The organism is uncultured Psychrobacter sp., from assembly GCF_947495825.1.
GTDB lineage: Bacteria > Pseudomonadota > Gammaproteobacteria > Pseudomonadales > Moraxellaceae > Psychrobacter.
Genome location: NZ_CANMAH010000009.1, coordinates 46392 through 60036, shown reverse-complemented (window position 1 = coordinate 60036; position 13645 = coordinate 46392). Strand labels below are relative to the sequence as shown.

Sequence of the window (13645 nt, the reverse complement as noted above, 5' to 3'; positions counted from 1 at the left end):
ACACAATAAAGGGATATTTATTTATCCCTTTTTTTATAGATATAAGCTGTTATCGCATTTTATTATAATATAGTTTATAAAACACATAGTCGATACCGAATAAAACCGATACGTTGTAACGTGATGCGTAAATTGTTTAGCAGTAGTAAGCATGTTTTTGATGTAATGATTCTTGCAAATGTGCAATGAGTAGTTTTAACTTCTGATCCGGTTGCCTTGCCTTAGGATAGACCGCATACAGACCCAGTCTCTTTCGTGTAAAACGTTGTAAAATCTGCGTGAGTGTATTTTTCTGCATTTCCTCATAAACCAGCACCTGTGGTAAAAAAGCGATACCTAAATCGCTAAGTATAGCTTGTTTAATTGCACTAAGATGATTGCTATGAAACCGACCATAGACAGGCATTAATTGCTTTGTACCGTCTATATATAATGGCCATACGTTATTGTTATTAGAAGTATTATCAAACTTATAAACCAAGCACTCATGACTCTCTAATTCTTCAGGCGTTTGAGGGGTACCATACTGTTTTAAATAGTCTGGAGTCGCACATATTACCCATTGGCTGTCTATCAGGCGCTTTGCGATAAGCGAGGAGTCTTCAAGTTCAGCGGTTCTTATGGCCAGATCAAACCCTTCTTCTATCAAACCAACCAATCGATTGGTGATCTGCAAATCTACCGATATTTCTGGATGTTGTTTACAGAATTCGGCAATGGATTCGCTCAATACTAAATGAGCAGAGACCACAGGCATGGTTATACGTATGTTGCCTTTCATATCCTCACTATAACCCGTTACGGCGTTTTCGGCTTCTTGAAAGGCAGATTTAGCGATTTTAGCTTTGTTATAAAGCGTCCTGCCTGCATCGGTTACGCTCAACTTTCTGGTGCTTCTATAAAGTAGCTGAGCATTTAAGTTTTCTTCTAATCTTGCAATACGCTTGCTTACCACTGAGTTCGTTAATGACATTTTTTCCGCGACTCGAGAAAATGAGCCTTCATCAACAACTTGGACAAACAAAACCATATCGTCAGCTTTGACCATATTTGAGCTCCAATTGGTGTAATGCGGTCTAGATTATAGCAAAAAAAGAAAATGACATTGTCATTTGATGCAATATATCACTCTATTAATAAAGCGTAGACTATTTTAAAATTTTTTGAACATTAGACCATGGACTCATTGAAGCTGTATGACTCTATCTGAAAGACAGCTTGGGTAAATTAACAGTCCCTGTTTGCAAGTGTTTCATACAATTTGGTCATCATTGAGCCGTCAAAACAAGGGCTTAGATGTTAGATGGCTAGTATTCAAGGAAGATTAAGCGACAAAAAAAGGATATGATTTTGAATCAAACAATATATGGCCTACTGGCATTACTGCCAATCGTTCTCTGTGGTGTTTTTTTGATAGGCTTGCAATGGTCAGCCAAAAAAACAATGCCAATTATTTTAGCGGTGACGGCCGCTTTGGCTATTTTCATATGGGATATGACACTTAACCGAGTGTCATCATCGATCATTCAAGGTTCAGTCATTACGGTCTCAGTACTGTGGATCGTCTTTGGTGCTATTTTTTTACTCAATACGTTGAAACACACTGGTGCCATTGCCGTTATCCGTGCTGGGTTTACCAATGTATCGCCAGATAGACGGGTACAAGCCATTATTATTGCATGGTGTTTTGGCACTTTTCTTGAGGGTGCTTCCGGTTTTGGTACACCAGCTGCGATTGCCGCGCCTTTACTGGTGGCGATCGGCTTTCCGGCGCTAGGTGCAGTATTAATGGGAATGATGATACAAAGTACGCCCGTATCATTTGGTGCTGTGGGTACACCGATCGTTATTGGTGTAAATAAAGGATTAGATACCACCGCTATTAGCGCTCAACTGGCACAAGAAGGGTTACAGTGGGGCGATTTTTTACAACTGATTACCGGTCAAGTTGCCATGATTCATGGCGCTATTGGTACGTTTATGCCACTCATTATGGTGATGATGCTGACTCGCTTTTTTGGTAAAAACAAAAGCTGGAAGGAAGGTTTCGCTATTTGGCCATTTGCTATTTTTGCGGGTTTGACATTTACGATTCCTTATACATTGACAGGCATTTTTTTAGGACCTGAGTTTCCCTCTCTTATCGGTGGTTTAGTCAGTATCGCTATCGTCGTCAACGCTGCTAAAAGAGGGTTTTTAGTGCCCAAAACATCATGGGACTTTGCACCGCAAAAAAACTGGCCGAGCGAATGGATGGGAAAGTTAGTAGTTAGTAAAGAAGATTTGACACCAAGTTCAGATGGCAAAAAAATGTCAGGGGTTATGGCATGGTTTCCTTATTTGCTGGTTACCCTTTTATTGGTATGTTCAAGAGTGTTTGCTGAATTTAAATCTTTACTCAATAGTGCAACGTTAGATTTCACGTCTGTTTTGGGTGAAGCAGATATAAGCGCCAGTTTTAGTCCTTTGTATTTACCAGGAGGGTTGTTATTAATAAGTGCGCTAGTTGCCGCTGCTTTTCAAACCAAAAAACCAGGAAGTGCATTAAATAATGCATTTAAAGAATCAGGTAAAACCATTTTGTCAGCGGGTTTTGTCCTGATTTTTACGATTCCGATGGTAAGAATTTTTATTAATTCAGGCGTAAACTTATCAGATGTGGCGAGTATGCCAGTGGCAAGTGCCGAGTTGTTTGCGGGTACTTTTGGCAGTGCCTTTCCGTTAATCAGTTCAACCATTGGTGCACTAGGAGCCTTTATCGCCGGTTCCAATACCGTCTCTAATATGATGTTTAGTCAGTTTCAATACGAAGCTGCGATAAGCTTAAATATCTCACCTTCTTTAATCATTGCGTCTCAAGCCGTTGGCGCTGCCGCTGGTAATATGATTGCTATTCATAACGTGGTGGCTGCATCAGCAACGGTAGGCTTACTTGGGATGGAAGGTGCCACACTGAGGCGTACCATTTTACCCACTCTATATTATGTATTGCTCTGTGGAATAATCGTCATGGCTACCATCTATGTTTTTGAGTTTCATGGACCTTTAGCCTAATGAGTGACAAGCAGTTACTAGGCCAGGAGGGTCTCATGTATTTATCAGATGTTTCTTCTCAAAGCGCACTCAGTGCTGACCAAGTTTTGGATAAGTTGACACGTTTGTTAGGAGCCAGTCAGTTACAGGCTGATCCAGAGAAAAATGAGCACTATAGAATGGGATGGCGCTCTGGGGGCGGAAGTACTTTAGCGGTGTTGTTTCCAAAAACGCTGTTAGACATTTGGCGTAGCCTAGAAGTGTGTGTCGAAGGTAATTGCATTATTATCATGCAAGCTGCCAAAACAGGATTGACCGAAGGCTCAACACCAAGCGGTAACGACTATGATAGACTTGTGATTGTAATTAATACCCTGGCAATCAATCAGTTGTATTTAGTGAATGATAACGAGCAAGTGATTGGCTTGCCTGGGGCGACGCTACACCAACTGCAAAGTCAGCTGAACTTGGTCAATCGAGCCCCTCATTCGGTCATTGGTTCCTCGACATTAGGGGCGTCTATCATTGGCGGGGTTTCTAACAACTCAGGAGGGGCCTTGGTAAAAAGAGGCCCTGCTTATACCGAGCTTGCTTTATTTGCACAAATAAACAAACACGGTCAGCTGGTATTGGTGAATCATTTAGACATAGATTTGGGTGATTCTCCGGAAGAGATACTAACGAACTTACAAAATGGCGATTTTGATAAAAAAGAGCTACCTGACAGTGGCAAGCTGGCATCAGATAAAGAGTATATCGCAAGAGTGACAGATGTTGATGCAAGTACGCCAAGTCGTTTTAATGCTGACAAGCGCAGGCTGTATGAAGCCAGTGGCTGCGCTGGCAAGCTCGCTGTATTTGCCGTACGACTTGACACTTACCCGACCGCTGCAAGAGAGAAAACCTTTTATATAGGCAGTAACAGTGTGAATGAGCTGGCACAGTTGCGACGACAGATATTATCAAGCTTTAAAAATATTCCTGAAGTGGGGGAGTATATGCACCGAGATATATTTGACGTATCCGCTAAATATGGTAAAGACACTTTTTTGAGTATCAAACATCTTGGCACAGATGCATTGCCAAGGTTATTTTCTATCAAAGGTGCCATTGATGCAAGGCTGAATAAGTGGTCGTGGATGCCCAAACATTTTACCGATAAGGTTATGCAGTTTCTTGGTAATATGTTTCCAAAGCATTTACCCAAGCGAATGCTAGAGTACCGTGATGAGTACGAGCATCATCTCATAGTAAAGATGAGTGACGATGGTATAGAAGAGGCACAAGATTTTTTGAAGTCGTTTTTTCAATCTTCAGAAACGGGTGCGTATTTTGAATGTGATAAAGAAGAGTCAGAAAGTGCCTTTTTGAATCGCTTTGCAGCAGCAGGCGCCGCATTAAGGTATGAAGTTATACATGAAAAAGAAGTGGGTGAGATATTGGCACTTGATATTGCTATACCACGTAACGAGTTAGACTGGCTTGAAACATTGCCTAAAGAAATAGAGCAGCATTTAGAAAAAAAACTTTATTATGGCCACTTCTTTTGTTATGTATTTCATCAAGATTATATTTTGAAAAAGGGTAGTGATGCACATCTTGTCAAAAAAATGATGCTAGCATTATTGGATGAGCGAGGGGCAAAGTATCCTGCTGAACATAATGTTGGGCACTTATACGAAGCGGAACCTGACTTGCAGAACTTTTATAAAAGTCTAGATCCAACGAATACGTTTAATCCAGGTATTGGTCAAATGTCGAAAACTAAACGTAATTGCTCTTGCTGTGTGTAATAGCGAGTGTGGGTTGATCTTACTGCTCAAAAAATGAGTCAGTTGTATCCATTATTTAGTACTGAGCTACGCTAGTGCTAAGCTATAAACCATTAAACAGTCAAAGATATAACACAAAAAATATGCCATAGGTATCTAACAAATATAAAAAGGGTAAGCGTATGATTATTTCATCTGCAAATGACTACAGAGCTGCTGCCAAGCGCCGACTACCACCATTTCTATTTCATTATATAGATGGCGGGGCTTATGAGGAATATACTTTAAAACGTAATATCGAAGACTTATCACAGATTGCCCTTAGGCAGCGTGTACTTAATGATATGTCACAACTGAACTTAGAGACGCAATTATTTGACGAAACTATGTCTATGCCCGTCGCCTTGTCACCTGTGGGTCTGACAGGCATGTATGCCCGCCGCGGTGAAGTACAAGCCGCTATGGCAGCCGATCAAAAAGGCATTCCGTTTACTATGTCGACGGTTTCAGTTTGTCCGATTGAGGAAGTCGCGCCTAAAATTAACCGTCCGATGTGGTTTCAGCTTTATGTATTGAAGGATCGAGGCTTTATGCAAAATGCCTTAGAGCGTGCCAAAGCTGCGGGGTGTTCGACACTGGTCTTTACCGTAGATATGCCTGTACCAGGGGCACGTTACCGGGATGCACACTCTGGTATGAGTGGTAAAAATGCAGCTATGCGCCGTTACTTACAGTCTATGACGCATCCACAATGGGCATGGGATGTAGGCTTGCAAGGTCGACCGCATGATCTGGGCAATATTTCTGCTTATTTAGGTAAGCCAACAGGGTTAGAAGATTACATAGGCTGGTTGGGTAATAATTTTGATCCTTCTATTTCTTGGAAAGATTTAGATTGGATTCGTGAATATTGGGATGGGCCTATGGTCATCAAAGGTATTTTAGACCCAGAAGATGCCAAAGACGCAGTGCGTTTTGGGGCAGACGGTATAGTTGTGTCCAATCATGGTGGACGACAATTGGACGGTGTGTTATCCAGTGCGCGTGCTCTGCCTCCTATTGCTGATGCAGTTAAAGGAGAGATTAAAATTTTGGCAGACTCTGGCATACGCAATGGCTTGGATATTGTACGCATGTTGGCTTTGGGTGCCGATGTTTGCATGTTAGGACGTGCATTTGTGTATGCTTTAGCGGCAGGTGGCGGTGCAGGGGTAAGCAACTTGCTAGAACTAATAGATAAAGAGATGCGCGTTGCGATGACCTTGACTGGCGCCAAAACGATTGCTGATATTAATTCAGACTGTTTGGTGAAACTGAGTAATAAATAGTTATAATCCCATAAACTTAATACTGAATAGACTCTATTTAACATAATATACATTATGCGAAAACAAACCAATGGTCTTAAGAGTTGAGAAAACTAGCTTTAATGACGACTAACTATCATCAATTGACGTTTATTTTGTTTGTGCGAACAGCATCTTTATTTTCATAGCCAAACCAAATCTGCTAACTTACTATTTATATTATACTTTTATCGTGAAAAACTCATTCACAGCGTTAAGGATATTTTATGATTCATTCATCTTTTTTATTCTCAAAACCAAGCATGACCAAATTATTTAATCTCAAATCGTCAATCGCTGCTTGTAGTTTTCTTATCGCGCTAGCGTTGTCTGGTTGTCAATCTCAGATGATCGCTGATAAACCTACAGCAGATATTTCAACTGACAATCCAATGATTAATACACAAGCTGATAATGAAACGCTCACGCTGGACTATGCCAAAGATATAAAAACTGCATTGGCTCAGCAAGATTATGAAGCGCTTATTCCATATATCCATCCGACACGCGGTGTGCGCTTTTCAATGTATGCTTATATTCAGCCTGAATCTGATAAAGTCTTTAGCCGTGAGCAATATGCGCAATACCTCAATGAATCCGACATTCGTTTTACCTGGGGTCAAAAAGACGGTACTGGCAAGTTGTATATCACACCTTTACCAGACTATCTCAAAGACTGGGTGCAAGCGGATTATTTTGACACAAAGACAGCGACTATCAACCATACCTCAGCCACAGGAAACAGCATTAACAACATTGATAAAATCTATCAAAATTTAGATTATGTCGAGTTTTATAACCCTGGTGTCGATCCCCAGTTTGGTGGCTTAGACTGGCGTGCGCTGCGTTTAGTATTCGATGACTATCAAGGCAAACGTTACCTAGTCGCTATTATTAGCGACCAGTGGACGACATAAAAGTTATCCTATCTTTATAATAGTAAACATATATTCATTTTTATAAATATTAGGTCCAGTTACTTCTGTACAGCTTTTTTGAATATAATCTACATAGGTGTCTGGCGAAAAAACTTCACCATAATGTCATAAATATCAGGATAAGCATCGACTAGCTTTTGCGGAGTTTCAAAAAACACCTCGCTTAACACCGCAAAAAACTCTGCCGGATTGGTCGCGCCATAACGATCAAGACCTGACTTGCGATGCTTTTGAAAGTCTTCAAAATCGCGGCTCATAATTTTCGTCCAGCGCGTCGGATCCATATCAGGCTGCATGGGCGGAAATCCGTTGGCGCGACCATTTAACATGTCCAGCTTATGCACAAACTCATGAATGACGACATTGTGACCATCGCGCTCGCCTGAGTGCTTGGCGTCCTTCCATGACAGTATTACAGGCCCACGCTGCCACGCCTCCCCGCTTCGGTGTTGACTGCCTTCATGAACGATACCGAACTCGTCTGTCGTGGTATTATCACTCTTATATGATCCGTTATAGATGATGACTGAAGACCAGCCTTTATACCATTCAAGTCCTAAATTTAATATCGGCAGGCACGCTTGTAAGGCGATAGACAATCTGACTTTATCAGTCACCTCAAAACCCTGAGCGCCTATGATAGATTTGTCGTCCAAAAACAACGTTGCCAAATCAAAAAGACGAGTGAGATCTTCTTCACTTAATCTATCTAGTATCACAATGCGCTTGGCAGCTTGGCTCCAGTCAGCCGTGGTAAACTCACTATCGTCTATTATGCGCTGCTCACGCCAGTCTTTTATTATTTCAAACATGGTTTTTTTATCCTTTATTAATTCAATTTATCAAGACAATTAAACCCTATCTATCGCATCTATTCGCTGCATGATGTTATCAACCAAACTAAGGGCAACAATAATATACATATAGTGCTTAATATCGTTATGGTCTAACGCGTGCCAACGTATAAGCGCCCTGCTCTGTTTTCCATTTTTACAAATAAAAGCGCCTTAAAAACACAAGGATTAAGGTAAAGCGGTATTCCTTAGTCTAAAACGTTTCATTACTTTGAGCTTGTTTTTTTAATAAAACTTAAATTAAAAATTACATTGTAATATATCTCTCTTCTATCAAAGCGTCTATGATTAAAGTAAATGCCCTAGAGCTTTGCATAAAGCCTTGATAACAATAAACCATTTTGCTTTAGCTACTACCTGTGCCGCTTTGTCTTTGCATAACCGTCATTTATAAATGACTTTAATAAAATTAATATAGCTTATTAATGGACATAAATATAAAGAGATTGCTGAGGAGCTATTCAATGGTATCAACGATAGATTTGAACTCAGATATGGGAGAAGGATTTGGCGCTTGGACGATTGGTGACGGAGTCGATCCCGATATCATGCCACTTATTAGCTCAGCCAATATTGCCGCAGGTTTTCACGCCGGTGACCCTTCTATTATGGCTGAGACGTTGCGTCTAGCAGCACGTCATAGAGTATGCGTTGGGGTCCATCCAGGTTTTCGTGACTTGGTTGGCTTTGGACGTCGCCATATCTTAGCATCTGCTGATGAATTGGTGAATGATGCATTGTACCAATTAGGTGCTCTACGAGAGCTTGCTCATCTTGAAGGTCTAAAAATGCATCATTTCAAATTGCATGGCGCGTTATTCATGCATGCAGCACGAGATGAGGAGTTTGCTGAAAAGCTAACTTCTGCCCTAGCAATTGTCGCTCCCAACTTAGCTATTTACTGCTTGGCAGACACCGCAATTGATAATGCAGCAAAAAATGCTGGGTTACATAGAGTGCATGAGTTTTATGCGGATCGTGATTACGATGATGAAGGAAACCTTGTATTTGTACGCAAGGTCAAGCAACTGGATCCTAAGCTTGTGGCACAAAAAGTATTACGTGCCTGCCAGCATAATGAAGTAGAGACAATTAACGGCCAGATATTAACGGTTAAATTCGATTCTGTATGTATTCACAGTGACACCCCAGGCGCCCTTTCATTAATTAAAGCAGTACGAGCAGCTCTTGATAATGCGGGTATCGAGGTGTCAGCTCCTTAACTTAATTTTCATTAATGATAATTTCTCAAGGAAGAAGGAAGACAATCATGAAAAATTTCGAAATTGAAGAATTAACTATTACTGATATGCAAACGCATCTCCAAGATGGATCGCTAACTGTACGGGGTCTGGTTGAAGCGTACCTCGAACGCATTGAAACCATTGACAGATCTGGTCCTACCCTTAACTCTATCATTACTATTAATCCACTCGCGCTGAATGAAGCCGATCGTCTTGATTCATATTTTGCAGAAACCGGCGAATTTGTTGGGGCGTTACATGGCGTACCAGTGCTCGTAAAAGATCAGATAGAAACCAAAGATATGATGACGACCTTTGGTTCTATCGCTCAGGACGGCTACCAACCAGAAGACGACGCAACTGTTGTCAAAAAGATAAAGGCGGCAGGTGCCATTATCCTTGCCAAGACAGTATTGCCAGATTTTGCATCATCATGGTTTGGCTTCTGCTCAAAACAGGGTGAAACCAAAAATCCCTATGTTTTGTCACATGAACCAGGTGGCTCTAGTAGTGGTACAGCTGCTGGTATAGCGGCGAATCTAGGGTTGGTCGGAGTTGGCGAAGACACTGGTGGATCTATACGTTTGCCAGCCAGTTTTACCAATCTCGTTGGTGTCCGTGTCACCCCCGGCTTAATAAGTCGTGACGGCACGTCACCTCTCGTGGTGTTTCAAGACACAGCAGGACCGATGGCGCGTACTGTTACGGATGCTGCACTCCTTTTAGATACAATGGTGGGCTATGATCCAAAAGATGAATATACTACCGCAGCAAGTATTGCCAATCATCAAGGCAGCTACACGGATGCGATGGATGTTGACAGTCTCAAAAATGCGCGTCTGGGCGTTGTGCGCAACGCTTATGGGCCAAATGATAACACTGAATCGGCAGAAGTTAATCAGATTATTGACTCAGCCCTTGAACAAGCAAAGAGCGCTGGCGCAGAGCTCATCGATGTTGAAATACCAGATATGATGGAACATATTACTGAAACATCCTTATATGGTTCGCATTCGCGACACGACATCAATGAATTTTTAGCCTCACGTGAAAACATGCCAATCAAAAGCCTTGAGGAAATTAAAGAAAAGGGCTTGTTTCATCCTGTGCTAGACCTTTTGATTGATATATTTGAAGGGCCAGTAAACCCAGAAGATGAGCCTGATTATTTCAAAAAACTTGCCGCTCGTGACAAGTTCCAGCGTCTAGTTGCCGGAATCGTTGCAAAAAACAACTTAGATGCGTTGGTATTTCCCTGTATTCAGATTTTGCCACCATCGAAACAAGACATACGTGATGGCAAGCATCAGGTATTAACATTCCCAACAAATACTTTGATTGCTTCGCAGACTTGGATGCCATCGATTTGCCTACCCGCTGGATTTAGTAAAAATGGGTTACCTGTGGGTATGGAGCTGGTTGTTTTGCCCTATCATGAGCCTGATTTATTCCGGCTAGGTTACGCATTTGAACAGGCCAATAATGTGCGTCGTACGCCTAAGTATTTATAAATTTTTGGCTTTTAAGACTCGCCTGTATTGCTATAGCACTGAGTTGCTCAAATACAATGATCCACTTGATGAGTTTGACCATCTGCAGCAGTTGTCGCAATATTTGCGACAACTGCTTTTTTATCTAGTCTACCTTACCTTATTTGAAGACATTGTTAATTCGACTTTCGATTAATACTAATTAACGCTACATCAATAAAAACGGCGCAGTCTGGCTGGTCTTTGATTTTGCCACATCCCTAGGTGTACCTTGAGCAACGACTTGCCCGCCTGCATCCCCTGCTCCCGGCCCAATATCGATAATCCAATCGCTATTGCTGGCCACTTGCATATCGTGCTCAACCATAATGACGGTATTGCCCGCCTCGACGAGCGTGTCCAATTGCGCCATCAGTATCGACACATCGGCAGGATGTAGGCCAGTGGTCGGCTCATCAAGGATATAGAGCGTATCGCCACGCTGGGTACGTTGTAGCTCAGTGGCAAGCTTGATACGCTGCGCCTCGCCGCCCGACAGTTCAGTCGCTGGCTGCCCCAGCCGCAAGTAGCCAAGACCAACTTGCAAGAGAGCATCTAAAGCACGTAATATCGAGGCTTCTCCATCAAAAAACGCATAAGCGGCTTCTACCGTGAGATCCAGCACTTCAGCGATGTTTTTATCTCGGTAAGTAATCGCCAGCGTGTCATTATCATAGCGCTGACCGTGACAAACTTGGCAAGGCGCATAAACACTCGGCAAAAATAGCAGCTCAACACTGACAAACCCTAGGCCTTCACAGTTGGGGCAACGACCTTTTGGTGTATTAAATGAAAAACGGCCCGCATCATAACCGCGCGCTTTGGCCTCTGCTGTTGCCGCAAATAATTTACGGACATCGTCAAACAGCCTCGTATAGGTGGCAAGGTTTGAGCGCGGGGTGCGGCCAATGGCTTTTTGATTGATATCAATAAGGCGGCTGACCTTATCCATGCCAGCAATAATTTGGCCTTTAGTGACCGTCTCGATCTCCTGATCTAACAAATCTGCTTCATCAGTTGCAGCTTGGGTAACCACTTCTTTCCCTAAGGCTTCATTGACTAACTCAACTAGCGCCTGACTGACCAAACTTGATTTTCCTGATCCCGATACGCCAGTGACACAGGTCATCACCCCTAGCGGAAACGCAATACTTAACTCTTGGATGTTATTGCGCTCTATATCAGCAAGCTGTAGCCAAGCGCTAGGTTTTCTAAGCGGTTTTTTGTGTGTAATCTCTTTATCGGTAAAGAGATATTGCGCGGTTGTTGATTTATTGACCTGACGCAAACCCTCTACAGGGCCGCTATAGAGAATCTCGCCGCCATGCGTGCCCGCCTGTGGCCCGACATCGACCACCCAATCGGCATGACGGATGACGCTCACATCATGCTCGACGACAAACACTGAGTTGCCAGCGGCTATCAGCTCATCCAAGGCACTAAGTAGCGCTTGCGTATCGGCAGGATGCAGACCAGCAGACGGCTCATCAAGCACATACACCACCCCAAACAGCTGCGAGCGTATTTGCGTGGCTAATCTAAGACGCTGCAACTCCCCTGGCGACAATGTCGGTGTGGTGCGCTCAAGCGACAAGTAACCCAAGCCCAGTCTTGTCAATGCCTCAACACGCGCTAATATATCGCTAGCAATACGCTGTGCGACGATGGCTTTTTCACGGTTGGGGGTATCATCTTTGATTTTTGTATGTGCTGTTTTTTGCAGCGTTAACGCCAAATCGGTTAAGGTAAGTTGCGACAGCTCACCAATATCGAGACCTGCAAACGTCACCGATAGCGATTCTTTTTTGAGTTTTTTACCGTGGCACTCTGGGCATACAGAGATTTGCATAAACTGCGAGACGCGCTTTTTGACCCGTGGACTTTGCGTGGTGGTAAAGGCATTTAAGATAAAGTTTTTTGCGCTGATATACGTGCCCATATAGTTGGGCTTTTCACCTTTTTCAATCGCAGCACGAGTTTGCTCAAGGTTGTATTCAGGATAGACGGGCACCGTTGGCGTCTCATCAGTATATAAGATCCAATCGCGAGACTTTTTGGGCAATTTGTGCCACGGGGTATCAATATCATAGCCAAGCGTGGTCAATATACGGCTTAGGTTTTGTCCTTGCCATGCGCCGGGCCACGACGCAATCGCCCGCTCACGAATGGACTTGCTACCATCAGGCACCATCAACTCTTCGGTCACATCAAACACTCGGCCAATACCCGAGCACATCGGGCACGCCCCTTCTGGGGTATTGGGCGAGAATGCATCGGCATAAAGCATCTCTTGATGGGCTGGGTACTCGCCAGCTCGTGAGTACAACATCCGCAGGCCGTTCGATATGGTCGTGACACTGCCAACGGAAGAGCGTACAGAGGGCGTGCCTCGCTGCTGCTGTAAGGCGACTGCGGGTGGCAGGCCTTCTATGGCATCGACATCTGGCTCGTCCACTTGATCGATCAGACGCCTTGCATATGGTGATACTGAATCGAGATAACGCCGCTGTGATTCGGCGAACAAAGTCCCAAACGCCAGTGATGACTTCCCTGAGCCTGATATACCCGTAAACACCACCAGCGCATCACGTGGCAAATCAACGTCGACGTTTTTTAAATTATGCACACGTGCGCCTCGGACTTGAACGTGGCTGTTTGGTTGTTTGTTTCGCTGGTGATTGGGAGTGCTATAAAGGTCGCGCGAGATTGTATTATTGTGCTTAGCCATACCGCAGTCTTTCCTCTTAACTCATTGTTATTATAAGATTTGATTAACGAGAGGTTAACACACCTAGGTTGTCGGCTATGGCTGGGCTTACGTATTCATAGCATAGAAAGACAAAACGATAACTTTATACTTAAATGACATAAAAAGAGCGTGCCAAGATATTTTCTTAGCACGCTTTTTTAATCAAGATTTTACGTTTTT

Annotated in this window: 9 protein-coding genes; 6 read left to right on the top strand and 3 right to left on the bottom strand. The window is 43.1% G+C overall.

Annotated features, from left to right (window positions below):
- Positions 1-136: 136 nt before the first annotated feature.
- A complete protein-coding gene (locus Q0895_RS10420) occupies positions 137-1048 on the bottom strand; it encodes a LysR family transcriptional regulator (RefSeq protein ID WP_299188641.1) in 912 nt (303 codons plus the stop codon).
- A 302-nt stretch (positions 1049-1350) separates the two neighbouring features.
- Here Q0895_RS10420 and Q0895_RS10415 point away from each other — a divergent pair, with 302 nt between their 5' ends.
- The 4 genes from Q0895_RS10415 (at position 1351) to Q0895_RS10400 (ending at position 7068) form a co-directional block, all read left to right on the top strand.
- Positions 1351-3054, top strand: coding sequence for an L-lactate permease (locus Q0895_RS10415; RefSeq protein ID WP_299188639.1), 1704 nt, complete (start codon positions 1351-1353; stop codon positions 3052-3054).
- A gap of 35 nt (positions 3055-3089) precedes the next feature.
- Positions 3090-4826 (top strand): D-lactate dehydrogenase, encoded by a 1737-nt coding sequence (gene dld, locus Q0895_RS10410; protein WP_299188637.1) that lies wholly within the window; start codon positions 3090-3092, stop codon positions 4824-4826.
- A 161-nt stretch (positions 4827-4987) separates the two neighbouring features.
- A complete protein-coding gene (gene lldD, locus Q0895_RS10405) occupies positions 4988-6133 on the top strand; it encodes an FMN-dependent L-lactate dehydrogenase LldD (RefSeq protein ID WP_299188635.1) in 1146 nt (381 codons plus the stop codon).
- 245 nt (positions 6134-6378) lie between these two features.
- Positions 6379-7068, top strand: coding sequence for a hypothetical protein (locus Q0895_RS10400; protein ID WP_299188632.1), 690 nt, complete (start codon positions 6379-6381; stop codon positions 7066-7068).
- An 89-nt stretch (positions 7069-7157) separates the two neighbouring features.
- Here Q0895_RS10400 and Q0895_RS10395 read toward each other — a convergent pair whose 3' ends face one another.
- Positions 7158-7901, bottom strand: coding sequence for a M90 family metallopeptidase (locus Q0895_RS10395; protein ID WP_299188629.1), 744 nt, complete (start codon positions 7899-7901; stop codon positions 7158-7160).
- 506 nt (positions 7902-8407) lie between these two features.
- On the opposite strand from Q0895_RS10395, the gene Q0895_RS10390 reads away from it, so the two are divergent.
- Together Q0895_RS10390 and Q0895_RS10385 are read left to right on the top strand one after the other, a co-directional pair.
- Positions 8408-9166, top strand: a complete 759-nt coding sequence (locus tag Q0895_RS10390; protein ID WP_299188627.1) for a 5-oxoprolinase subunit PxpA — start codon at positions 8408-8410, stop codon at positions 9164-9166.
- 47 nt (positions 9167-9213) lie between these two features.
- Positions 9214-10698, top strand: coding sequence for an amidase family protein (locus tag Q0895_RS10385; RefSeq protein WP_299188624.1), 1485 nt, complete (start codon positions 9214-9216; stop codon positions 10696-10698).
- A gap of 187 nt (positions 10699-10885) precedes the next feature.
- Here the strand turns inward: Q0895_RS10385 and uvrA are convergent, their stop codons facing one another.
- The gene (gene uvrA / locus Q0895_RS10380; protein ID WP_299188621.1) at positions 10886-13444 is read right to left on the bottom strand and encodes an excinuclease ABC subunit UvrA; all 2559 of its coding nucleotides are present in this window, start codon (positions 13442-13444) and stop codon (positions 10886-10888) included.
- Positions 13445-13645: the final 201 nt, after the last annotated feature.